The 22,809-nt window shown below is 64.6% G+C and carries 20 protein-coding genes, 2 tRNA genes and 1 pseudogene; 8 read left to right on the forward strand and 15 right to left on the reverse strand.

Going from position 1 to position 22,809, the window contains the following annotated elements:
• Positions 1–55 precede the first annotated feature (55 nt).
• The 6 genes from JDV75_RS08140 to rpmH form a co-directional block, all read right to left on the reverse strand.
• Positions 56–1,021 (reverse strand): ParA family protein, encoded by a 966-nt coding sequence (locus JDV75_RS08140; RefSeq protein ID WP_198738769.1) that lies wholly within the window; start codon positions 1,019–1,021, stop codon positions 56–58.
• A gap of 190 nt (positions 1,022–1,211) precedes the next feature.
• Positions 1,212–1,889 (reverse strand): 16S rRNA (guanine(527)-N(7))-methyltransferase RsmG, encoded by a 678-nt coding sequence (gene rsmG, locus JDV75_RS08145; RefSeq protein ID WP_198738770.1) that lies wholly within the window; start codon positions 1,887–1,889, stop codon positions 1,212–1,214.
• Positions 1,890–1,997: 108 nt separating this feature from the next.
• On the reverse strand, positions 1,998–3,134 hold the full coding sequence (gene yidC / locus JDV75_RS08150; RefSeq protein WP_198738771.1) for a membrane protein insertase YidC: 1,137 nt from the start codon (positions 3,132–3,134) through the stop codon (positions 1,998–2,000).
• A 7-nt stretch (positions 3,135–3,141) separates the two neighbouring features.
• Positions 3,142–3,537, reverse strand: a complete 396-nt coding sequence (gene yidD / locus JDV75_RS08155) for a membrane protein insertion efficiency factor YidD (RefSeq protein WP_198739087.1) — start codon at positions 3,535–3,537, stop codon at positions 3,142–3,144.
• On the reverse strand, positions 3,491–3,856 hold the full coding sequence (rnpA, locus tag JDV75_RS08160; protein WP_198738772.1) for a ribonuclease P protein component: 366 nt from the start codon (positions 3,854–3,856) through the stop codon (positions 3,491–3,493). Before rnpA ends, yidD begins: the two co-directional genes overlap by 47 nt.
• A 27-nt stretch (positions 3,857–3,883) precedes the next feature.
• The gene (rpmH, locus tag JDV75_RS08165; protein ID WP_198735233.1) at positions 3,884–4,027 is read right to left on the reverse strand and encodes a 50S ribosomal protein L34; all 144 of its coding nucleotides are present in this window, start codon (positions 4,025–4,027) and stop codon (positions 3,884–3,886) included.
• Positions 4,028–5,045: 1,018 nt separating this feature from the next.
• Between rpmH and dnaA the strand changes: the two genes are divergently transcribed.
• The 5 genes from dnaA to gyrB all read left to right on the forward strand — a co-directional run bounded on the left by dnaA (position 5,046) and on the right by gyrB (position 12,752).
• Positions 5,046–6,794 carry a chromosomal replication initiator protein DnaA gene (dnaA, locus tag JDV75_RS08170; RefSeq protein WP_198739088.1) on the forward strand — a complete coding sequence of 583 codons (1,749 nt, stop codon included), beginning with the start codon at positions 5,046–5,048 and terminating at the stop codon, positions 6,792–6,794.
• A gap of 686 nt (positions 6,795–7,480) precedes the next feature.
• Positions 7,481–8,662, forward strand: a complete 1,182-nt coding sequence (gene dnaN, locus JDV75_RS08175) for a DNA polymerase III subunit beta (RefSeq protein ID WP_198738773.1) — start codon at positions 7,481–7,483, stop codon at positions 8,660–8,662.
• Between the two features lie 60 nt (positions 8,663–8,722).
• Entirely contained in the window at positions 8,723–9,949 is a 1,227-nt protein-coding gene (gene recF, locus JDV75_RS08180) for a DNA replication/repair protein RecF (protein ID WP_198738774.1), read from the forward strand.
• Positions 9,946–10,497 carry a DciA family protein gene (locus JDV75_RS08185; protein WP_198738775.1) on the forward strand — a complete coding sequence of 184 codons (552 nt, stop codon included), beginning with the start codon at positions 9,946–9,948 and terminating at the stop codon, positions 10,495–10,497. Before recF ends, JDV75_RS08185 begins: the two co-directional genes overlap by 4 nt.
• 173 nt (positions 10,498–10,670) lie before the next feature.
• Positions 10,671–12,752, forward strand: coding sequence for a DNA topoisomerase (ATP-hydrolyzing) subunit B (gene gyrB / locus JDV75_RS08190; protein ID WP_198739089.1), 2,082 nt, complete (start codon positions 10,671–10,673; stop codon positions 12,750–12,752).
• A gap of 104 nt (positions 12,753–12,856) precedes the next feature.
• On the opposite strand, the gene JDV75_RS08195 is transcribed toward gyrB, so the two are convergent.
• Complete coding sequence (locus JDV75_RS08195) at positions 12,857–14,257, reverse strand: aldehyde dehydrogenase family protein (RefSeq protein WP_198738776.1); 1,401 nt, start codon at positions 14,255–14,257, stop codon at positions 12,857–12,859.
• A gap of 509 nt (positions 14,258–14,766) precedes the next feature.
• Between JDV75_RS08195 and JDV75_RS12415 the strand changes: the two are divergent.
• A pseudogene (locus JDV75_RS12415) lies at positions 14,767–15,045 on the forward strand (cupin domain-containing protein); the annotation flags it as partial.
• Between the two features lie 40 nt (positions 15,046–15,085).
• Positions 15,086–15,442: a helix-turn-helix domain-containing protein gene (locus JDV75_RS08200; protein ID WP_198738777.1), complete on the forward strand. Its 357-nt coding sequence runs from the start codon at positions 15,086–15,088 to the stop codon at positions 15,440–15,442.
• Between the two features lie 57 nt (positions 15,443–15,499).
• Here JDV75_RS08200 and JDV75_RS08205 read toward each other — a convergent pair whose 3' ends face one another.
• The 8 genes from JDV75_RS08205 to gyrA all read right to left on the reverse strand — a co-directional run bounded on the left by JDV75_RS08205 (position 15,500) and on the right by gyrA (position 22,444).
• A complete protein-coding gene (locus JDV75_RS08205; protein WP_198738778.1) occupies positions 15,500–16,384 on the reverse strand; it encodes a flavin monoamine oxidase family protein in 885 nt (294 codons plus the stop codon).
• Between the two features lie 10 nt (positions 16,385–16,394).
• Positions 16,395–16,835 carry an FAD-dependent oxidoreductase gene (locus JDV75_RS12160; protein ID WP_198738779.1) on the reverse strand — a complete coding sequence of 147 codons (441 nt, stop codon included), beginning with the start codon at positions 16,833–16,835 and terminating at the stop codon, positions 16,395–16,397.
• Positions 16,836–16,847: 12 nt separating this feature from the next.
• Positions 16,848–18,062 carry an APC family permease gene (locus tag JDV75_RS08215; RefSeq protein WP_198738780.1) on the reverse strand — a complete coding sequence of 405 codons (1,215 nt, stop codon included), beginning with the start codon at positions 18,060–18,062 and terminating at the stop codon, positions 16,848–16,850.
• A 294-nt stretch (positions 18,063–18,356) separates the two neighbouring features.
• Positions 18,357–18,800, reverse strand: a complete 444-nt coding sequence (locus tag JDV75_RS08220; protein WP_198738781.1) for a DUF6918 family protein — start codon at positions 18,798–18,800, stop codon at positions 18,357–18,359.
• 355 nt (positions 18,801–19,155) lie between these two features.
• A tRNA-Ala gene (locus JDV75_RS08225) sits at positions 19,156–19,228 on the reverse strand.
• A 9-nt stretch (positions 19,229–19,237) separates the two neighbouring features.
• Positions 19,238–19,314: transfer RNA gene (locus JDV75_RS08230), tRNA-Ile, on the reverse strand.
• A 131-nt stretch (positions 19,315–19,445) separates the two neighbouring features.
• Positions 19,446–19,790, reverse strand: coding sequence for a DUF3566 domain-containing protein (locus JDV75_RS08235; RefSeq protein WP_198738782.1), 345 nt, complete (start codon positions 19,788–19,790; stop codon positions 19,446–19,448).
• Positions 19,790–22,444 carry a DNA gyrase subunit A gene (gyrA, locus tag JDV75_RS08240; RefSeq protein ID WP_198738783.1) on the reverse strand — a complete coding sequence of 885 codons (2,655 nt, stop codon included), beginning with the start codon at positions 22,442–22,444 and terminating at the stop codon, positions 19,790–19,792. The genes JDV75_RS08235 and gyrA overlap by 1 nt, the downstream gene beginning before the upstream one ends.
• A 150-nt stretch (positions 22,445–22,594) precedes the next feature.
• Between gyrA and JDV75_RS08245 the strand changes: the two genes are divergently transcribed.
• Entirely contained in the window at positions 22,595–22,804 is a 210-nt protein-coding gene (locus JDV75_RS08245; protein ID WP_198738784.1) for a CopG family transcriptional regulator, read from the forward strand.
• Positions 22,805–22,809: the final 5 nt, after the last annotated feature.

The following is a 22,809-nucleotide window of genomic DNA, read 5'->3' on the forward strand; positions in this document are numbered from 1 at the left end:
GTGTGACCGGAACCTTTCTGCTGGAGGAGTGGATTTCGTTCTTCGCCGACTTCGTTCACCGTGCGCCGCCGTTCTGGGGTGGCTGCGCGTCACCGGACCGTTCGGGAGCGACGCCGACCGCTCCCGAGTCGGCTGTGACCGGATAGTCGCCTCGGTTGGCGATCTCCTTGGCGGCATCGAGGTAGGCCATCGCGCCCCGGGAACCGGGGTCGTAGGCCAGGACGGTCTGACCGTATCCGGGGGCCTCCGAGACCTTCACGGAGCGGGGGATGACCGAACGCAGCACAACGTCCCCGAAGTGGGAACGGACCTCCTCCATGACCTGTTCGGCGAGCTTCGTCCGCGCGTCGTACATCGTGAGCATGATCGTCGAGACATGCAGATCCCGGTTGAGATAGTCCCGGATCATCGTGATGTTGTTGAGCAGCTGCCCGACACCCTCCAGGGCGTAGTACTCGCACTGGATGGGGATGAGCACCTCCCGGGCCGCCGTCATGGCGTTGATGGTGAGTAGCCCGAGTGACGGGGGACAGTCGATGAAGACGTAATCGAATCCCTGATCGACGATGAATTTCTCATTCAGCGCATCCGCGAGCCGGTACTCGCGCCTCACCATGGAGACCAGTTCGATCTCGGATCCCGCCAGGTCGATCGTCGCCGGGATGCACTTGAGGTTCTCGTGTGCGGTGGACGTCTGCATCGCCTCCAGGGGGGTGCAGTCACCCAGGAGCACCTCGTAACTGGACAACACGCCCTCACCACGGTGTTCCACCCCGAGGGCGGTCGAGGCGTTCCCCTGGGGATCGAGATCGACCACGAGAACCTTCATGCCGCAGAGGGCGAGTCCGGCGGCCAGGTTCACCGAGGTCGTGGTCTTTCCCACGCCGCCCTTCTGGTTGGCGACCGTGAAGATCCTGGGGCGCTCCGGATGTGGCAGGGAAAAGGCGTTCGGGGTCTTCACCTTGGCGGCGCGCTGAGCCGCCGCCGCGATCGGTGTGTCGTCCCAGAAGTTGTCGTCCATGGACGTCATTTCCCCTTTTCATTGCCGGAATTCGCAGGTCCTGCGCGCGGGGCCCGAAGTCGGGCACCCCGCGACGGCGATTCGGTTCCCGGGTTTTCAGCCCGTGGTCCGTCCCGCCGTCAGTTCAACACTAGTGTCTCACGAATGACACATCCACCGGAGCGGCACCACCTGAACCGGTGCCGGCCGGTCATCTGCGTCTCGGGATGACGATGACCGTCGCCGGCTCGTCGACCACACCCTCACCTGCGGTGACGATCCGCGCCGGCCCTCCTCCGGCCCGGTTGATCTCCCGTGCGTCCCGGTCGAGTTCCTCCCGCACGGACGAGCCTTTGAGCGCCATCATCTCGCCGCCGCGGGCGACGAGGGGGAGCGACCAGCCCGCGAGCTTCCCGAGAGGAGCCACAGCCCGCGAGGTGACGACCCGGAACCGACCGACCTGTTCCCGCACCGCCTTCTCCTCGGCCCGACCCCGGACGACGGTGACATTTTCCAGCCCGAGGTCGTCGACGACCTCGGAGAGGTACGTCGACCGTTTGAGCAGCGGCTCTATCAGAGTGATGTCCAGGTCCGGTCGCGCGAGGGCGAGTGGGATCCCGGGAAGTCCCGCACCCGAGCCGATGTCCGCCACCCGGATCCCGTCCACCCGGGGAATGATCTCGCCGAGCACCGCACAGTTCAGGATATGGCGGTCCCACAGCCGCGGAATCTCGCGGGGGCCGATGAAGCCCCGGACCGCGCCGTCCGTCGCCAGTGAACGGTGGTACGCGATCGCCATGTCCAGGTTGGTGCCGAAGATCGCTTCAGCTGCGGACGGGGGAGTGGCCAGTTCTTCCGGATCAGTCTCTGGTGGTTTCACGTGAAACATCTTTCCATGTGGCACTGCGGGGGCACAGTCCGGCCCGCACCCTCGGCCTCAAACACACGAAAGAGCCCCACAGGGAGTCCTGTGGGGCTCTTCCAGTGAACCGGTTGATTACCGCCGCTTCTTGCGCTTCTTCTTCGACTTCGTCACCGGCGGCTCACCGGTGGAGATCCCTTCCTGTGCGTCGTCCGGGTCGCCGGAATCGGTGACCGGTGCATCCTCCGCTGCGGCGGGGCCATCTCCTACCACCTGATCAATGCTGAGAGTCCCGTTTCCCGAGGATCCCCGACGCTTCTTCTTCGGGGCCTTCTTCGGATTCTCGGGGCGCACACCGGGCTTGGGGGCGGTGGCCCGCTTGGCCTGCTTCTTCTGCTCTTCCTCGGCGGCTTCCTCACGGTCCAGCTTCGCGAAGATCCAACGCTGCTGGAAGAAGGTCCAGATGTTGTTGGCACCCATGTAGCAGAGGAGGCCGATGTGCCAGAAGATACCGGTGAACACGATCATGGCCGGGAAGAACCAGACCATCATCTTGTTCATCATCTCCATCTGCGACTGCATCTGCGCACTCGCCATGCTCTTCTGCTTGCCGCTGGCGATGCGTTCACGCTGGCGGTTGATGGACATCTTCGCGTTGAAGTGCGTGGCCACAGCGGTGAGGATGATCAACGGCACCGCGACGAACACGATGTTCATCCGGGTGAAGTCGATGGGCTGGAAAGCCTCGTACATGTCGCCGGGCATCTTGATGTAGGCCGAGATCGGTACCCCGAAGAGGCGCGCGTCCAGGAAGGACTGGACGTCGGTGGGGGAGAAGATGTAGTTCGCGAGCTGCCGGTTCTCCTCGATGGACAGACCCAGCTGCCCGGGTCCCGAACCGGTCCGGTTGAAGGACCGCAGGACGTGGAACAGGCCGAAGAACACCGGCATCTGGACGAGGATCGGCAGGCAACCGGCGATCGGATTGACCCCGGCCTCCTTGTTGATCCGCCGGGTCTCCTCCATGATCTTGGTCTGGTCGCCCTTCCAGCGTTCCTTCACCTCGGCGAGCTGGGGCTGCAGCGCCTGCATCTTCATCGACGACCGCATCTGGTTGAGCATCGGCTTAACCAGAAGGACCCGGATGGTGAAGGTCAGGAACACGATGGCCAGGACCCAGGAGACACCGGATCCGGATCCGAAGGGGACACTGAAGACCTTGTGCCAGAACCAGAGAATGGCCGAAATTGGCCAGTAGACGAAATCAAGCACTTTTGAGTCAGGACTCCTTGGTGGTGGTGGGTGTGCAGTGGGGGCAGCCGGGACGATCCTCCGTCGCCCGGAACTGAGGCGCAGGATCGTAACCACCCGGATGCCAGGGTCCGCACTTGGACAACCGCACAAGCGTGAGCACGATGCCGGTGACCGCACCCCGCGCTGAGATGACCTGGAGGGCGTACGCACTGCAGGTCGGCTCGAAACGGCAGGTGGAACCCATCTTAAGGGGTGATATGTAGTTTTGGTAGAAACGGACCCCGGACAGAAGCGCCCGGGATACCGCGGACTCCCGCGGACGACGCCCGGGTTCAACGGACGACGCCCCGCACCGGGGGCACGTTCGGGGACTGTCAGCCACCGGTCCGGCCCCGGATTCTGCCCAGAGCTTTCCGAACATCACGATCGAGATCGCGTCCGGGAGCATCCGCGGCGCGTGGCAGGGCCCGGATGACGACGTCGCAGTCGGTATCGAGGTCCGCCACCAGCGCAGCGCAGACATGCCGAAGCCGTCGGGAGACGCGGTGACGGATCACCGCATTCCCGACGGCCTTGGAAACGATGAGACCGAACCTGGGTCCGCCACAACGGGCTTCGCCGGGTTCGGTCTGCGTGTGCCGCAGGTGCACGATGACCGTCTTCGAGCCCGCTCGGCGTCCACCACGGATCGTCCGGCTGAAATCGGACGGGGTGGAGAGTCGATGCTCTTTAGGTAACACCCGTGAACCTGCGATCCCGCCCGCTGATTAAGCGGTCAGGGAAGCACGGCCCTTGCGACGGCGAGCCGTCACGATGGCGCGACCAGCACGGGTGCGCATACGAGTACGGAAGCCGTGCACGCGTGCGCGACGACGGTTGTTCGGCTGGAACGTCCGCTTGCCCTTTGCCACGGTGAACACTCCTCAAATTTGCGGGTGAGCCACACATCGGGCCGGTCGGGGAACCCGGATACCGGAGGGCCACCGTCCGCTGTGCCGGGGCACACGGGACGGGTGATCGCCCTCTTCGCCGGGTGCCGAGACATGGGCACCGGTTGTGCATCTCACCCTAAGGTGGATGATTTTTCTGCTGCCCGGGACGCGATCGACGACGTCACGTGGAGCGACATTCGTCCAGGCGGTTCCCGGAACACAACGCAGCGGTGGCGCGGCGAACGGATCGGCCGGAACACGACGAACCGGAAAACCCGGGATGCCGGTACTGCGGCCATCCGGCTTACCGGCCGGTGCTGCGTGGGACGCACCGGAACAGACCGGACACAAGTGTCCACCCTGATTGATGCGTTGAGACTAGGCCAGATTACGTGCAGGTTGATGGTTCGACAAATCGACACGCCGCCGGAGAAACCGGAAGCTTAAATGACATTTCCGTAATTATCCCCCTCTCCATCCGGCCTCCGTGACGCGTTTTCGCGGGCAGACACCACCGGAGACGCACCGCATCCATGCCTCGGGGGCAACGGCATTCGGCCGGCCGTCTAGACAGCGGTCCGCGGTGGCAGGTAACAATGAAGCAGCCGTAGAACCACAGCCTGTGGATGTCCCGCACTGTGAATAACTCTCAACTTCAACTTGAGGATATTCAGATTCTCTGACGAATCCCCAGGTTAAAGCGGTCGAGACATCCGGTTGATTCTATCCACAGGCCATCCGGTACCCTGTGGAGAACGAGAACCATGAACCGTTGTCCACAGATGTGGATAACTCTGTGGAACCTGCTGGACAACGACCACACAGAGGTGTGGACGAACCGGTGGAGAATGACAGTTTCCTGTTCCACCGCCGCTGATCCGCGCCGGCACCCGGGCCACGGAATGAACACCTGCACTTCCCGACCGTCCCGTTCATGTTCCACCGGGAGGTGCAGACCGCCGGTGTCCGGCGCAGACCACAGACGACGTACAGAAGGATGACCGTGACGGATACTTCACCCCAGCAGATCTGGGATCGGGTAGTGACCGAGCTCACTGAATTAGCCGGAAAACCCGGAAGCGGAGTTCCTCCCCTCGGCCCGATGCAGGCAGCCAACATGCAGCTAGTCCGGATCGTCGCGCTCGTCCCGGGTTTCGCCGTACTCACCACACCGCACCTTTTCGCCAAGAACATGATCGAGAAGGACTTCGGGGAGCCGATCAAGCAGATCCTCTCCGAGATCCTGGGCAGTCCACACGGCATCGCCGTATCCGTCGCACCGGAGACACCCGCGGAAACCCAGCGGGCGGAACTCCCACACCGCGATCCCTTCCACAGCGGGAGTCAGCGGTTCGATGATCGGCCCGATGTCGATTCCACGGCTTCCCGGCAGCAGGCCGGCGGCCAACGGCGGGTGCGGGACAACCTGGATCAATCCCTGCGCGGGCGAGCGGGGATCGACAACTACACCACGCACCCCGAGGACCCGGATGCACCGACCCTCTTCTCGGCGGGCGGTCCCCGGGGAGTGCAGAACCACCCGGGCGGTCAACTGCCCACCGACGCCACCGCGGACGGCGACACCGACTATCCGTCGAGCGAGGGCTGGCGGGCCACGGTCGCGCGGGCCACGGAGAACTCCCGGAAGCAGCCCCAGCGCAACAGTGGCCAGCGGATCGTCCGGGAGAAGACCGCGAGGAACCCCCACCGGGCCGCGTCCCTGAATGAGCGATACACCTTCGACACCTTCGTCACCGGTTCGTCCAACCGCTTCGCCCAGGCAGCGGCCATCGCGGTCGCCGAATCTCCCGCTCAGGCCTTCAACCCCCTGTTCATCTGGGGCGGATCCGGCCTGGGGAAGACACATCTGCTGCACGCCGCGGGGCATTATTCGCAGGAACTGCAACCTGACCTCCGCGTGTTGTACGTCTCCAGTGAGGAATTCACCAACGACTACATCAACTCGGTCCGCGACGATCGTCAGGAATCGTTCAAACGCCGGTACCGGAATCTCGATGTGCTCATGGTCGACGACATCCAGTTCCTCGAGGGCAAGGAAGGTACGCAGGAGGAGTTCTTCCACACGTTCAACGCACTCCACCAGGCCGACAAGCAGATCATCCTGTCCTCGGACCGGCCACCGCGCCAGTTGACCACGCTGACCGACCGGCTCCGGACCCGCTTCGAGGGTGGGTTGATCACCGACGTCCAGCCGCCTGACCTCGAGACCCGCATCGCGATTCTCGAGAAGAAAGCGGGACTGGAGGGAACCGTGGTGTCGCGGGATGTGCTGGAACTCATCGCCTCCCGCTACGAGTCCTCGATCCGGGAACTCGAGGGGGCACTCATCCGCGTCACCGCATTCTCCTCTCTGAATGGGACGAGCATAGACATGGCCACGGCGATGTCCGCGTTGTCGGACATCATGCCCGAGGCAGCGGACATCGAGATCACCGCGAACACGATCATCGAGGTCACCGCGGACTACTTCAACATCAGTGTCAAGGAGCTGTGCGGCACCGGTAAGGCCCGCCCGATCGCCCGGGCCCGGCAGTTGGCGATGTACCTCTGCCGGGAGCTCACGGATCTGTCGCTACCCAAGATCGGTGCGAGCTTCGGCGGGAAAGATCACACCACGGTCATGTACGCGGACCGGAAGATCCGGAAGGAGATGACCGAGAAGCATGACACCTACGATCAGATCCAGGAGCTCACGCGAATAGTGAAGACACGCGGGCGGGCGTAGGAGACGGCTCTCCGACCGGAGAGGGAGGCACCCCTGGCAGGGGTGCCTCCCTTTTTGCCGTCTCGACGTCCCCTGGCCGGTCGGGAAGTTGTCCACAGGTGTTGTCCACAGCTGTGTAATTTCAAAGATGTAATTTGGTGATCCTCGACACAATCTTTGAAACCTGGTCGCGACGGGACCCACGGTGGACAACTCGTGGAGACCTGTTGAGCAACACCGCCCGAACGGTGGATGACCTGTGGGTGAATCAGCGGGGGCCGGAATCCATCCACAACCCGTCGATGTTGTCCACATGATTCCCACAGACCGACCCACACCCCGAATCGCCGGGCGGACCACACCCGATGGCACTGATTCCACAGTTTGCACAGGACTTACTGTTACACCCTTCTTTTCCCTTGGTAGATCTAAAGAAGAAAGAGGGGGTGTGGGTAAACGGCGTCCATACGGTGCCACGGTGACCGGCGGAACCGCCGGCAGCGGAGGGATGTTTGTAATTCCAGGTTTCCCACCAACCGCTCGCCGGGTACGTTGGTCTGTAATCACATGAAGCGATGTCCCGGGCCCGGTTTCACCCGTTCGGTGACAACGCTCCGGCAGCAGTGCACCCGTTCCGGTCGAACACCGGAGCATGTCGCTGTGTCGCGTCGCAGTGTTCGACCACGTCTTGAGGAGCTTCAACGAGCATGGAGTCACAATCGGTGTCATTCCGGGTGTCCAAGGATGACCTGGCGGGAGCCGTGGCCTGGGTGGCACGCAGCCTCCCGAGCAAGCCCACCCAGCCTGTTCTCCGAGGCATGCTCATCACCGCCGATGACGACGGTCTGGAGCTCGCCGGGTACGACTACGAGGTCTCGACACAGGTTCGGATCCCGGCCGAGGTCACCGAGATGGGTCGGGTCGCCGTCGCCGGCAAACTCATCGCCGACATCACCGCAACCCTGCCCAACAAACCCGTCGAGTTCGAACTCAACGGATCAACTGTGCAGGTCAAATGCGGATCCTCACGCTTCGAACTGCCGAGCATTCCGCTCGACGACTACCCCCAGCTGCCGACCCTCCCGGAGACAACCGGCACGATCAACCCGAAACTGTTCACCGAGGCCGTGACCCAGGTCGCCACCGCGGCCGGCAGAGATGACACCCTGCCGATGCTCACCGGCGTGCACATGGAGATCAACGGCCCGGAGCTGCTTCTCGTGGCCACCGACCGCTTCCGGATGGCCGTACGCACACTGGGATGGAACTCCGCTGACCCGGAGGCCACGGCGAAGCTGCTCATCCCGGCGAAGACCCTCCTCGACAACGCCCGCACCCTGGACGGCGCGAATGACGACATCGAGATCGCTGTCGGGGCGGGAGCGGACATCGGCAGCGAGGGACTGTTCGGCGTCCACGCGGACGCCCGCCGCACCACGACGCGCCTCCTGGACGCCCAGTTCCCCAACTTCCGACCCCTCCTGCCGAAGAACCACAAGGCACTCGCGAGCGTCGAGATCGCCCCCCTCATCGATGCGATCCGCCGCGTCGCCCTGGTCGCCGACCGGAACGCCCAGATCCGGATGGAATTCTCCGAGGGACAGGTCATCCTCTCCGCGGGCGGTTCCGACGCCGGTCACGCCGAGGAGATCCTCCCCTGTGCGTTCACCGGTGAACCACTGCTCACCGCCTTCAACGCCGGCTACCTGAAGGACGGCCTCGCCGTCGTGCGGACGGAGCGTGTGGTCTTCGGGTTCACGGATCCGTCACGGCCCGCCATCCTCATCCCGGAGCCCGCCGACCTGCCCGAAGCCGACGAGGACGGAACCTTCACCACCCCGGACACCGATTTCACGTATCTCCTGATGCCGGTCCGTCTTCCCGGCTGAGATACCCCCGGAAAGGTCGCATCTGTCGTGTGGTCCGCGTGAAGGAGTGAAAGGCGAAGAGTGCACATCCGTTCCCTGACGTTGCGTGATTTCCGCTCCTGGCCGAATCTCTCGCTCAATCTCCGCCCCGGTGTCACTGTTCTGGTCGGGCGAAACGGACACGGTAAGACGAACATCGTCGAGGCCGTCGGATATCTCGCCCATCTCGGATCACACCGCGTGTCGGGTGACGGACCGCTCGTCCGGTCCGGCGCCGATGACGCCAGGATCTCCGCGGTGGCCGTCAACAACGGACGTGAACTCGCGGCCCATCTGCTGATAAAGCCGCGGGGCGGAAATCTCGCGCAATTGAACCGGACTAGACTGGATTCTCCACGCGGACTGCTCGGCGTCGTCAAGACGGTGCTTTTCGCACCCGAGGACATCTCTCTCGTACGCGGTGAGCCGGTTGAGCGCCGTCGCTACCTCGACGAGGTACTCGCCACCCGCTATCCCCGGATGGCGGGAGTCAAGGGCGACTACGACAAGGTACTCCGGCAGCGCAACGCGCTCCTCCGTTCCGCATCCGGGGCACTCCGACGAGGCTACGACAGCGACGACGGAGCCGCGGCACTAACCACACTCGATGCGTGGGATGGTCAGCTGGCGGCGTTCGGTGGACAACTCACCGCCGCCCGGATCGCGCTGGTCGCTGAGCTGGGCGAACACGTCACCACCGCATACGGCATCATCGCACCGGAATCGAGGCCGCCCAGTCTCAACTACCGGAGCACCATCACTACGGCCCCGGACGACTGCTGTGACGCAGAGGTCCTGGAGGCCGCGATGCTGACTGACCTGGCCCACAACCGGAACCGGGAAATCGAACGGGGACAGTCACTCGTCGGACCCCACCGGGACGACCTGGAGCTCATGCTCGGAAACGAACCCGCACGGGGATTCGCCAGCCACGGGGAGACGTGGTCTTTTGCCCTGGCGCTGCGACTCGGGGTGTTCTCCCTGTTCCGAGCCGATGGAACGGATCCGATACTGATCCTCGACGACGTCTTCGCCGAACTCGACGCCTCCCGACGGGAGGCGCTCACCCAGATCGCCAAGACCGCGGAGCAGGTTCTCATCACCGCGGCAGTCGACGGAGATCTGCCCGCCAACCTCGACGGATCCGCCCGGATCCACCGTGTCTCGATGATCACCGACGACTCCGACAGATACTCGGTCCTCGATGCAGTGGCCGACCGCTCCGCGGAGGCGTCCGACGCCGACAGACCCGGAGACGACGACCGATGACGACTCCTGAGGAGCGCGCGGATTCCGTCACCGCGGCTTACCAGCACATCCGGGCAGTGGCACGGAAGCGGGGGAGCCGGTTGCCCGATGCAGGCCGTGGAACCGGTGGTGGACGTCGGTCCGTACCCGCCACCCCGACCAACCGCCGGGTGGGGCGACCGACCGGGCCGGACGGGCGGGCACTCGGGCGCCCGGACAGAACGGAATCCGTGGGATCCGTGCTCGGCGACGAGATCAGACGCCGGGGCTGGGACCGTCCCATGGCCGGTGGGTGGGTCAAAGCCAACTGGGAGCTGCTCGTCGGAGAGCGGATCGCCCGGCACAGTCAGGTCCAGATGCTGAAGGACAAGCAGCTGTTCATCACCTGCGACTCGACCGCCTGGGCGACGAATCTCCGGCTGATGCAGCGCAACATCCTGCAGGTCATCTCGCAGAAGGTCGGACCCGACGTGGTTGCCGAGCTGAAGATTTTCGGACCTTCCCAACCCAGCTGGCGGAAGGGCCCTCTGCACGTCAAGGGACGGGGACCGAGGGACACCTACGGCTGAGGCGTAGGTGAGTTGTGACACATTCCCGGGCGACCTGGGGATACGTGTTTTTCCCCGGATGTGAGGCTCTCTGACGCTCCCAAGGTCGTGTTCGGTAGGTACCCCTGACCGTGTAGGATAAAAAGGTCCAGATACAACTTCAGCGAGGAGCCAAGGACACCGTGGCAGACACCGTGGCAGCAACCGAACACCACTACGACGCTTCATCCATCACGATCCTCGAGGGTCTGGAAGCGGTTCGTAAGCGGCCCGGCATGTACATCGGGTCCACCGGTGAACGCGGGCTCCACCACCTGGTGTGGGAGGTCGTCGATAACTCCGTCGATGAGGCGATGGCCGGTTACGCGACCCGCGTCGATGTCACCCTTCTCGCTGACGGCGGTGTCCAGGTCGTAGACAACGGCCGCGGTATTCCCGTCGAGATGCACCCCGCCGGTATGCCCACGGTCCAGGTCGTCATGACCCAGCTCCACGCCGGTGGCAAGTTCGACTCCGAGTCCTATGCGGTCTCCGGTGGTCTCCACGGCGTCGGTATCTCCGTCGTCAACGCCCTGTCGACCCGTGTCGAGGCCGACATCAAGCGCGAGGGACATCACTGGTTCCAGAACTTCAACCAGGCTGTACCCGAGGAACTCCAGAAGGGTGGTCGGGCCCGTGGAACCGGAACCACGGTCCGGTTCTGGCCCGACGCCGAGATCTTCGAGACCACCGAATTCAAGTTCGAGACCATCGCCCGCCGCCTGCAGGAGATGGCGTTCCTGAACAAGGGACTCACCATCACCCTCACCGACCAGCGTGTCACCGAGGAGCAGGCCGAGCTCGACGAGATCGCCGAGAAGGGCGTCGACGAGGCCGAACCGCTGACCGGTGATTCCTTCGACGAGGCCGAGATCGCCGCCGAGGAGGCGGAGGCCGCGGAAGCAGCTGAGGCCGAGGCCGCGGGCAAGAAGGTGAAGAAGAAGGTCAAGACCCGGACGTATCACTACCCCGAAGGTCTGAAGGACTACGTCAACGCACTGAACAAGTCGAAGACCCCGATCCACCCGACCATCGTCGCCTTCGAGGCGAAGGCCGACGAGCACGAGGTCGAGATCGCGATGCAGTGGAACAGCGGCTATCAGCAGAACGTCCACACCTTCGCCAACACCATCAACACCATTGAGGGTGGTTCCCACGAGGAGGGTTTCCGGGCCGCTCTGACCAGCCTGCTCAACCGCTACGCCCGCGAGCACAAGCTGCTCAAGGAGAAGGAACCGAACCTCGCCGGCGAAGACTGCCGTGAGGGTCTCGCGGCGGTGGTCTCCGTCCGCGTCGCCGATCCCCAGTTCGAGGGTCAGACCAAGACGAAGCTCGGCAACACCGAGGTCAAGGGCTTCGTGCAGCGCATGGTCAACGAGAACGTCACCCACTGGCTCGAGGCGAACCCCGCCGAAGCCAAGGCCATCGTCAACAAGGCCGTGTCCTCCGCCCACGCACGCCTCGCGGCGCGGAAGGCCCGCGAACTGGTGCGCCGGAAGTCCAGCTCCGACATGGGCGGCCTTCCCGGAAAGCTCGCCGACTGCCGTTCCAAGGATCCGCGCAAGTCCGAGCTCTACATCGTGGAGGGTGACTCCGCGGGTGGTTCCGCGAAGAGCGGCCGGGAGTCGATGTTCCAGGCGATCCTGCCGCTGCGCGGCAAGATCCTCAACGTGGAGAAGGCCCGTCTCGACAAGGTCCTGAAGAACAATGAGGTCCAGGCGATCATCACGGCGCTCGGTACCGGAATCCACGACGAGTTCGACATCTCGAAGCTGCGCTACCACAAGATCGTGCTCATGGCCGACGCCGACGTCGACGGTCAGCACATCTCGACGCTGCTGCTGACCCTGTTGTTCCGTTTCATGCCGGATCTGATCCGGGACGGTTACGTCTTCCTCGCGCAGCCCCCGCTGTACAAGCTGAAGTGGTCGAAGGGGGGTCCGACGTTCGCGTACACCGACGAACAGCGTGACCGCCAGCTCGAGGAGGGGCTCGCCGCGGGCAAGAAGATCAACAAGGACGACGGCATCCAGCGGTACAAGGGTCTCGGTGAGATGGACGCCAAGGAGCTGTGGGAGACCACCATGGATCCCTCCGTCCGTACCCTGCGCAAGGTCACGATGGATGACGCCCAGGCGGCTGACGAGCTGTTCTCCATCCTCATGGGGGACGACGTTGTCGCACGGCGGTCCTTCATCACCCGCAACGCCAAGGACGTCCGTTTCCTCGACGTCTAGGCGCCTGCCGGCGGACCGGAGGGTCCGTGTCGCGCAGGAAGCGCTGAAGAGCACCGCCCCGGAAGATTCCCGGGGCGGTGCTCTCGTCGTGTCCGGGGACCGGATCAGTTCATGATGACCTGCGGGACACCGAGCCCCTTCAGTCCCTGGACACCGAACTCGATGCCGTAGCCCGATTCCTTGATGCCACCGAAGGGAACCCGCGGATCGATGGCGCCGTGGTTGTTGATCCACACGGTACCGGCCTGGATCCGGCGGGCGACATCGCGGGCGCCTTCCGGATCGGAGGACCAGACGGAACCGCCGAGGCCGACGGGGGAATCGTTGGCCATCCGAATGGCGTCGTCGACGTCCGAGTAGCGCACGATCGGCAGTGCGGGCCCGAACTGCTCTGTCGTGACCAGCTCGTTGTCCGGATCGATGTCGGCGACGATCGTGGTGGGGTAGAAGTTGCCGGGCTGGTCAGCCTCGGGATCCCCGCCGAGGACGATCCGGGCACCGCTCTCCCGGGCGGCCTCGACGAGTCCGGCGACGATGTCATACTGGGCCCTGTTCTGCAGCGGACCAAGCACGTTGTTCTCGTCGAGCCCCACCCCCATAGGCATCTGCCGGGCGACGGCCACCAGGTTCTCCACCACGGCGTCATAGATGTCCTCATGGACGTAGAGCCGCTTGAGGGCGGCACAGGTCTGGCCCGTGTTGATGAATGCACCCCAGAACAGGCCCTCGGCGATCGCGGCGGGATCCGCGTCGGGGAGCACGATACCGGCGTCGTTTCCGCCGAGCTCCAGCGTGAGGCGTACGAGATTGTCGGCCGCGGACCGCATGATCGCCTTGCCGGTGGGCGTGGAGCCGGTGAACATGATCTTGTCGATGTCCGGGTGCGCGCTCAGGGCGGCGCCGACCTCACCGTCACCGGTGACGATACGGAACACATCGTCCGGGAGAACGGAATTCACGACGTGGGCGAGTGCGAGGACCGACAGGGGGGTGTTCTCGGAGGGCTTCATGACGACGGTGTTGCCCATGCGCAGTGCAGGGGCGAACTGCCAGACGGCGATCATCATGGGCCAGTTCCACGGCCCGATGGCCCCGACCACGCCGATGGGACGGTACTCAAGTACGGCGTGTTTCTCGCCGTCGTCGACGATCACCTCGGGCTCGAGGGGCAGTGCTGCCGTGGTGCGGAGCCATCCGACGCATCCACCCACCTCGAAACGGGCGTTGGGTCCGTTCAACGGTTTGCCCTGTTCCCGGGAGAGAAGAACGGCGAGTTCCTCGGCGTGGCGTTCGATCGCGTCCGCGGCGGCGTTGAGCAGTTCACACCGCTTGTCGTCCCCGAGAGCGGCCCAGGCGGGCTGGGCGGCGCGGGCGGCGGAGATCGCTTCCTCCAGGGTTGCGACGTCTCCCGCCGGTGCGTGGGCGATGAGCTCTCCGGTGGCGGGGTCGTGGACGGGCGTGCCCGAGTCGGCGGAGATGGTGGACAACAGATCGGCGTCGCTCATGGGCTCGCTCTCCTTATGGTTGATGTCATACTGTCACTACAGTGTGAGCCACAACACTAATACGGTGTTGTCCGAGAGTGCGAATGAGTTGTGTCAGCGCGCCGGAATGGCTCCGGTGGGACAGGTCGGATGACCCGGCCCACCAGGGTCGGACGGCGGCTCCATCCATCTGCCACCACCGTCCGACCCGAGAGAGAACAGGGAGGTTACCGTGACACGCAGACGACAGTGGCGGGATAGATCGGTGCCGCAGGAGTACTCGTACACGGAGTGGTGTGAGATCGCCAGACGCTCCTTCAGCCCGCTCCGCGTGACGACGCCCGACCCGGACGGCCTTCCGGGCCACCGTACAGGCCATCCAGATCGGCGAGGTGGGGATCATGGATCTCCGTTCACCCGCCCACCAGGTTCATCTCGAGGACGCACACATCGATACCCGGATGGAACCGTGGTGCAAGCTCTGCCTGCAGATCTCGGGGACACTCTCCGTCCGCTAGGACGGGAGGGAGCCCGTCGCCCGACCGGGCGATCTGGTCTTCTACGAGACCAGCAGACCGTTCACTCTGGACTATCCCGCTCAGCAACGGGGGCTGATGTGGCATTTTCCGCAGAGCCTGCTGATGTCCAGCCGGGTGAATACCACGATCCGGACCGCCACCGTGCTCGGCGGGGATTCGGATGTCGGGCGACTCGTCATCCCGGCTCTCCGGGGGTATGCCGACCAGCTCTCCGTGTTCCAGACGATCGAGAAATCCTATGCGACGGAGATGGTGCACGCCGCCCTCGCCGGGGCACTGGCGGCGCTGTCCCTGCTCGGTAGGGAACTGGATGGTCCGGAAACGCCCCCCGACGAACGCCCTGTTCGGTGCCGCCACGGCGTTCATCGAGGATCACCTCGGGGACCCCGCACTGTCCCCGGCGATGATCGCCGACAATCTCTTCGTCTCGGTCCGACAGTTGCACGCCCGGTTCCGGGCGGAATCCACGACCGTGGGAACCTACATCCGGGGCCGCCGACTGGAGGAGATGCGGCACGCGCTGCTCGAACCGAGGAACGCGAACGTGAGTGTGGCGATGCTCGGCGCCCGGTTCGGTTTCCACGACGCCTCACACCTGAGCAAGGCATTCAAGGTCAGGTACGGGATGTCTCCGGCGATGTACCGCAGGACCCACGGCTGGATCTGATGAACCGTGGTACCAGAGGGTCGTACACGGCGGCCCGCGGCAGGGAACGGGGTCGTTCTATCCGGTCTCGGAGTCCCGCAGTTCCCTGATGACGGTCCGCGCCTGTGAGATACCCGATTCGAGGGCTCCGTCGACGACCACTCCGCGCCAGCCGTTGGCCCAGTCCGCCCCGGCGAAGTAGAGGCGGGAGTCGCGGGCGAGTAAATGACTCCAGCCGTCGATGAACTGTCCCTTCTTCAGGGTCGCCCACGCCTGGCCGCTGTACCTGTCTGCGACCCAGTCATGTCCGGTGCATCCGATGACCTCGAGGTCCAGGTCCCATTCCGCGAGGATCCGGCGCGCGGACTCCGGATCCTCGAGATCGATCGCCGTGTGGTCGGGGCCGAAACCGACGAGGATGGTCGCGCCGTCATCGGTGAAGTACTCGCTGCGCATCACCGTCACGGGCCCGGGTGAGGGGGCGTAGCAGACGATGCTGTGGTGACCCCGGACCTTGATCCAGATCTTCGCGCCCGTGGAGTTCCACTTCTGGTCGATCACCCGGCACATGTCCGGGTGCAGCGCGGGGGAGAACTCGATGGTGCCGAGGGCGCCGACGGGAACGGTCACGATCACGGCGTCGGCGGTCTCGGTTTCTCCGGATTCCAGGGTGATCGTGGCACCGTCGTCGGTGTGCTCCACCCGCGAGACGGGGCTGTTGAGGTGGATCGGACAGTCGAGGTCCCCGGCGATACCGTTGTAGAGGCGTTGCATGCCCTCGACGAGTTTGAAGCGCAGGGTCTGCTCGTCGAGGAGCGCGAGGCGGTTGTCGCAGAGGGCGGCCCACTGTTTCGCCATCAGCGCGGATCCCTCGTAGGGGTTGCCGATGTACCCGGCCGACCAGTATCCGTCGCAGAGATCGCGTTCCTCGCGGGTGAATTCGTCCGTGCACACGGCGTCCATGACGCTGGTTTCATCGGCCCGGCGGAACTTCTCCTTCAGTTCCTCGCTCGCGGGAAAGCCGCCGTCGAGGATCGCGAGTGGGCGGTAGGGCTGGGGGGAAGAAGTCCCGTGAATTCTCGAGGATCTTCTCCATCGGTCGCGTGAGGAGACCGTCGAGTTCGTCCTCGGTCCCCTTCTTAACGGTGTCTCCCGTGCGCCAGTAGGCGGTGTCGCAGAAGGGGCTCGCGACGATCTCGGCGCCGTACCGGGTGATCTCCGTCCAGACGTGGGGTTGGTGCCAGTGCACCCAGGTGGCGCCCAGTTCGAGGGGTCTGCCGAGGCCGGTGTCCGTCCATGCGCGACCGCCGATACGGTCGCGGGCCTCGTGGATGACGACCTCGAGCCCGGCGAAGCCGGCGCCGATCACGATGACCTTGTGCCGTCCGTCGGCGGTGTGTCCGTTGGTGTTCATGGGTCGGACCTTTCAGTGCTCGGTGGTCGTGGGATGCGGGTCGGGTACGGGGGCGGGTATCTCGACGTGATCCATACCCGTCTTCACGATCAGCTGCCGCTCACGGATCACTCCCGCTACGGCTGCGGCGATGATGAGGCCCGGGAGGAAGTAGATGAGGATCGCGGGTTGGTCGTCGCCGATCATCAGGGAGAAGTTCATCAGGACGAGGAGACCGATGAGTCCGAGACCGATTCCGCTGATGACCGGGGCGATGAGCCTGGTCCAGAGGCCCAGAGACCCGTTCTCGCGGCTGAGATACCGGGCGATCGCGAACGAGGTGAGGGAGAGCAGGACCACCAGGCCGAGCGCCGCGGTGTTGGTCAGCCAGGTGAACAGCGTGATGACGGGGAACAGCGGGGTGTCGCCGTTCGTGGCGTCGGCGACAGCGAAGACGATGATGACGATCAGAGCCAGGATGGACTGGCCGAGTGATCCGACGTGCGGGGTGCCGTCGGAGGTCACCCTGCCGAACGCCTTCGGCAGGACCCATGCCCGACTGAGTGCGAAGGCGTAGAAGACGGCGATGATTCCCACGGCGATGAACGTCGCGCGGGAGACCGTGCGGTCGGGGTCGATGGTTTCCTCCGAGTAGATGGCCCCGGACTCGAATCCCATGAAAGCGGCGATACCGAACGCGAGGAGGACGCCCACGCCGCCGGTGAAGAAGTCGCCGGGGCGCACGGTCATCGTGCTGATTCCCTCTGGGGCGTTGATCAGTCCGAGGACACAGACCACACTGACGACGAGGAACTCGAGGGCCACGAGAACGGTGAGTATCCGGGCCGAGAGTTCGACGTGGCGGAGCCCGAGGATCCCGACGCACAACCACCCGAGCAACGCGGCTGCCCACCAGGGCAGGACTAGCGGTGTGACGGACGCGAGGACACCGGAGAGCGCGAAGCCGAAGAGTCCGTAGAGGCCGATCTGCATGAGGTTGTAGCAGAGGAGGGCGACGAGGGAGGAGGCGACGCCGATCCTGTCACCGAGTCCCTTGGAGATGTAGGCGTAGAAGGCTCCGGCGTTCTGGACGCGGGTGCTCATCGCGCCGTAGCCGAAGGAGAAGATGGCGATGAGGATACCGAGCACGAGGTAGGCCACGGGAATACCCAGCAGCCCGGAGACCGCGAAGTTGGTGGGGACGCCTCCGGCGAGCACGGTCAGCGGTGCACTGGCCGCGATGATCATGAACACGAGGTGGGGGTGGTCAGTCGCCGGTTCCCCGACTCCTGTCCGTGGGGTCGCTGGGCCATGTGGTCCTCCTGAATCGAAAATAACGTTGACTCAGCGTATGAGACGGATCACATGTCTGGGTTGTGTGTGAGCGCTGCAGGTTTGGTGTGTGACGCAGGGCTCGTCCGTTCGTTCGACCCCGAATGGTGGCGGGACCGGGCCCGGTCGGAGGTGGGCATGCCCGATTCGGGACCGGTGAATGCGAAAAGCCCCGATCCGTGGGCGGGATCGGGGCTTCAGTGACGGGTGTCAGGCGGCGTGCTTCTCGATGACGGAACCGAGGCCGCCGAGATGATCGTTGATGATGCCGGTCAGTTTCCCGCGGACCGAGGAGTAGACCTTGGCCACGGCGGGCTGGTCGATGCTGTCCGCGTTGCGGTCCGCAACGGCGAGGATCGAATCGGTGACCTCCGTGTGGTGTTCCTCGAGGTAGTCACCGAATCCGGAGTGTGCGCCGTTCTCCCGGTAGCTGCGCCAGTGCGGGTCGAGGGCGTCGGCGAACTCGGGAAGGAGACGGTTCACGCCCTTGGAGATGACGTTCTGATCTGCCTTCCGGGCGGCACCGACCGCCCCCTTGATGGCCATACCCGTGAAACCGGACAGGCCGGAAACAGAGGACTCGATGAAGGCCGCCATGTCGCTGACGACGGCGTCCCGGTTGGCTCCTGTGAGTGTGGACTTGAGGTCGGTCATCGGTGATTCGTCATCCTCTGGTGTTAGTCGGGTGTTTCAGTCTTGACGGCATCACTCTAGCGTGTCCGGTCTACGCGTCGCCCGGAAACCGTGTTGCCGGCCGGGTACGGGCCCGAAAATGACACAGGCGCCCCCGGGTTCATCGTTCGTGGGAACCATGAACCGGAGAGCGCGTGTCACCGGTGTTGTGACTCTTCCGCCGCAGCCGACAAACATCAGTAGTCAACTGCAGTCACAACAGTCACAGATGTTACACACATCGGTGACATCCGCCCAGTCGAGGGTGTCGTGTGGGGGTCGTGAAAACGGAAAACGCCGGCTCAGTCACTGACTGAGCCGGCGAAACGTTCCCTTGTGGAGCATAGGAGAATCGAACTCCTGACCTCCTGCTTGCAAAGCAGGTGCTCTACCAATTGAGCTAATGCCCCAAGTTCTTTTGGTGGGCCTAACAGGAATCGAACCTGTGACCTCTTCGTTATCAGCGAAGCGCTCTAACCGACTGAGCTATAGGCCCTTGGAACGAGACTGAACTTTACCCAGCCCGTTCCGTCAAAAGCAAATCACCAGGTGAAACTGACTTTTCGATGGTGTCCGCCGGGTACGGGTCCTCACCTGTGGAGGTGCCCGTACCCGGCGGACACGGGATCAGTAGTCGCCCTCGGTGAGGGTGACCACGACACCGCCGAAGAGCTCGACCATGCCGTTGTAGATCACGGCGGTCAACGGTGCGAGGATCGTCACCGCGATCGCGGTGACCGCCCCCAGGAGACTCGCCACGGACAGAACCGTGCCGAAGGTGATGACGTCACTGCCGCCGACACCAGTCACGATGCTGTTCAGCTTCGCCCAGAACCCGAACTGCTCGAGCCCGTAGTACAGGAGGGTGACGCACAGGATCCACGCGGCGAGGGCCGCCAGCGACAGGGCCAGCGCGGTCCGGAACGCCGACAGCGGGGAGACCCGTGTGACGGTCACTTCCTGGATGTGCATCACTCGTCCCCGTTCTCGTCTTCAGCGGCGTTCCCGTCGAGGGGGACACCATTGGCGTCAAGATTAGCGTTTCCACCGCGACGGACGCCGGGGATGTCGTCGGTGCCCGTCTCCTCGCCGAGGTCCAGGGCCGGGCCCTGGGCGGCACCGGTGGCGACGGCCTCCGCCGTCTCCTCGCCCTCGTGCTCGACGTTCCGGTCGATGGCGAGCAGCTCGACACCCTTCTCGAGGTTGACCAGCCGGACGCCCATCGTCTGCCGCGAGGACGGGCGGATCTGGCCGACCTCCGTGCGGATGACCCCACCCGCGGAGGTGATGGCGAAGATCTGGTCGTCGTCGTCGACCGACAGCGCACCGATGAGCTTTCCGCGCTTCGGCGTGTACTTGAACGTCGCGACACCGAGGCCACCGCGGCCCTTCGTGGGGTACTCCTCCATCGCGGTGCGCTTGCCGTAACCACCGGAGGTGGCCACGAGCAGGTAGTCACCCGTCCCGACGACGCACATCGCGAGCAACTTGTCCTCGCCACGGAACCGCATGCCCTTCACACCGGCGGTCGCACGGCCCATCGGGCGCAGGGTCTCGTCGTCGGCGGTGAACCGCATGGCCTGCCCCTCCTCGGAGACGAGCAGCAGATCGTCCTCGCTGGAGCACAGTGAGGCGCCGATGAGGGAGTCGCCCTCGTTGAGGTTGATGGCGATCAGCCCGCCGGAGCGCACCGAGTCGTAGTCCGCGAGGCGGGACTTCTTGACCCGGCCGTGGGCGGTGGCGAGCACGAGGTACTCGGCGTCGTCGTAGCCCCGGATCTGGATGACCTGGGCGATCTGCTCGCCGGGCTGGAACTCCAGGAGGTTCGCTACGTGCTGGCCGCGGGCCGTCCGGGAGGCCTCGGGCAGCTCGTAGGCCTTGAGCCGGTACACGCGGCCGTAGTTGGTGAAGAACAGGATCCAGTCGTGGGTGGAGCACACGAAGAAGTGCCGCACGACGTCGTCACTCTTCAACTCCGCACCGCGGACACCCTTGCCGCCGCGTTTCTGGTTGCGGTAGGCGTCGACCTTCGTGCGCTTGGCGTAGCCGGTGGAGGTGATCGTGGCCACGACGTTCTCGCGGGCGATCAGGTCCTCTTCGGTGACGTCTCCGGTGGCGCCGATGATCTGGGTGCGGCGCTCGTCGCCGTACTTCTCGACGATCTCGGCGAGCTCGTCGCGGACGATCTCACGCTGGCGCTCGGGGCGGGCGAGAATGTCCTTGTAATCGGCGATGATCTCCTCGATCTCGGCCAGTCGGTCGACGATCTTCTGCCGTTCCAGGGCGGCGAGGCGACGCAGCTGCATCGCGAGGATGGCGTCAGCCTGAATCTCGTCGATGTCGAGCAGGTCGATGAGGCCGTTCCGGGCGATGTCGACGGTGGCCGACGCACGGATCAGGGCGATGACCTCGTCGAGCATGTCGAGAGCCTTGACGAGGCCGCGGAGGATGTGGGCCTCCTTCTCCGCCTCGTCCAGCAGGTACTGGGTACGGCGGATGATGACGTCGACCTGGTGCGCGATGTAGTGGCGCAGCATCTGGTCCAGGCGCAGGGTGCGTGGCACCCCGTCGACGATGGAGAGCATGTTCACGCCGAAGCTGGACTGCAGTTGAGAGTGCTTGAACAGGTTGTTCAGCACGACGCGCGGCACCGCGTCCCGCTTCAGGGTGACCACGATGCGCAGACCGACGCGGTCGGAGGACTCGTCGTCGATGCGGGAGATGCCGGCGATCTTCCCCTGGTTCGCCTGTTCGGCGATGCTGAGCACCAGGTTGTCCTTGTTGACCTGGTAGGGAAGCTCGGTGATCACGATGATCTGCCGGTTGCCGTCCTCCTCGATGCTGGTCACGCCGCGCATGCGGATGGAACCACGGCCCGTGGTGTAGGCGTCCTTGATGCCCTGGTCACCGACGATGAGGCCGGCGGTCGGGAAGTCGGGTCCCTTGACGTAGCGCATGCAGGCGTCGAGGGTGGTCGCCTCGTCGGCCTCGTAGTTCTCCAGCATCCAGAAGATGGCGTCACCGAGCTCGGTGAGGTTGTGCGGCGGGATGTTGGTGGCCATGCCGACGGCGATACCGCCCGAACCGTTCATCAGGAGGTTCGGCACCCGGGAGGGCAGGATCACGGGTTCGAGGTTCTTGCCGTCGTAGTTCGGCTGGAAGTCGACCGTGTTGGAGCGGATGTCCCGCACCATCTGCATCGCCAGCGGGGTGAGGCGGCACTCGGTGTAACGCATGGCGGCCGCGCCGTCGTTGCCGCGGGAACCGAAGTTACCCTGCCCGTCGATGAGCGGGTAGCGCATCGACCAGGGCTGGGCCATGCGGACCAGAGTGTCGTAGATCGCGGAGTCGCCGTGCGGGTGGTAGTTACCCATGGTCTCCGCGACGGGCTTCGCGGACTTCACGTAGGAGCGGTCGGGGCGGAAGCCGCTGTCGTACATCGCGTACAGCAGGCGTCGGTGCACGGGCTTCAGGCCGTCGCGCACCTCGGGCAGGGCACGGCCGACGATGACCGACATGGCGTAGTCGATGTAGCTGCGCTGCATCTCCTCGCCGATGTCGATCGGGTGGATCCTGTCGAACAGGAGCTCACCGCCGTCGTTGCCGCCGGAGTTGTCGTCGCTCACGGGTCACCTAATTTCCGTCTAGCAGGTTGATGGGGTCTATCTCCACCATTCTAACCCGCTGAGGGCCGGAAACGGGCTCTCAACGCCACTGGATAGGGATGAGAGGGGTCATGCGGTATCAGAACGGTATCAATGGCGTAGTCTCGGGACATGGCCATGACACTTCGCCTCACCGACGCCCAGGACCGCGCGCTCACCCTCCTCGCCCAGGCACAGGGCACGAGCAAACAGGAGGCCGCCACCCGCGCCATCGTCGCCACCGCCGCCCGCGTGCTCGCCGACGCGGAGGTCGCGGAGCTGGCCCGGACCGTGGTCAGCGGGTACGCCGCGACCGAGCGCAGGCTGCGGCACGGTCGATGAACCCC

Origin of the sequence: Corynebacterium meridianum (genome assembly GCF_016342265.1) — a bacterium.
GTDB classification, from domain to species: Bacteria; Actinomycetota; Actinomycetes; order Mycobacteriales; family Mycobacteriaceae; genus Corynebacterium; species Corynebacterium meridianum.

Excerpts from the sequence above, each read along its gene's own strand:
- JDV75_RS08140 (WP_198738769.1), bottom strand. The coding sequence starts at position 1,021 with ATGGACGACAACTTCTGGGACGACACACCGATCGCGGCGGCGGCTCAG.
- rsmG (WP_198738770.1), bottom strand. The coding sequence starts at position 1,889 with ATGTTTCACGTGAAACCACCAGAGACTGATCCGGAAGAACTGGCCACT.
- yidD (WP_198739087.1), bottom strand. The coding sequence starts at position 3,537 with ATGTTCGGAAAGCTCTGGGCAGAATCCGGGGCCGGACCGGTGGCTGAC.
- dnaA (WP_198739088.1), top strand. The coding sequence starts at position 5,046 with ATGACCGTGACGGATACTTCACCCCAGCAGATCTGGGATCGGGTAGTG.
- dnaN (WP_198738773.1), top strand. The coding sequence starts at position 7,481 with ATGGAGTCACAATCGGTGTCATTCCGGGTGTCCAAGGATGACCTGGCG.
- JDV75_RS08185 (WP_198738775.1), top strand. The coding sequence starts at position 9,946 with ATGACGACTCCTGAGGAGCGCGCGGATTCCGTCACCGCGGCTTACCAG.
- JDV75_RS08195 (WP_198738776.1), bottom strand. The coding sequence starts at position 14,257 with ATGAGCGACGCCGATCTGTTGTCCACCATCTCCGCCGACTCGGGCACG.
- JDV75_RS08200 (WP_198738777.1), top strand. The coding sequence starts at position 15,086 with ATGGTCCGGAAACGCCCCCCGACGAACGCCCTGTTCGGTGCCGCCACG.
- JDV75_RS08205 (WP_198738778.1), bottom strand. The coding sequence starts at position 16,384 with ATGGACGCCGTGTGCACGGACGAATTCACCCGCGAGGAACGCGATCTC.
- JDV75_RS12160 (WP_198738779.1), bottom strand. The coding sequence starts at position 16,835 with ATGAACACCAACGGACACACCGCCGACGGACGGCACAAGGTCATCGTG.
- JDV75_RS08215 (WP_198738780.1), bottom strand. The coding sequence starts at position 18,062 with ATGATCATCGCGGCCAGTGCACCGCTGACCGTGCTCGCCGGAGGCGTC.
- JDV75_RS08220 (WP_198738781.1), bottom strand. The coding sequence starts at position 18,800 with ATGACCGACCTCAAGTCCACACTCACAGGAGCCAACCGGGACGCCGTC.
- JDV75_RS08235 (WP_198738782.1), bottom strand. The coding sequence starts at position 19,790 with ATGCACATCCAGGAAGTGACCGTCACACGGGTCTCCCCGCTGTCGGCG.
- JDV75_RS08245 (WP_198738784.1), top strand. The coding sequence starts at position 22,595 with ATGGCCATGACACTTCGCCTCACCGACGCCCAGGACCGCGCGCTCACC.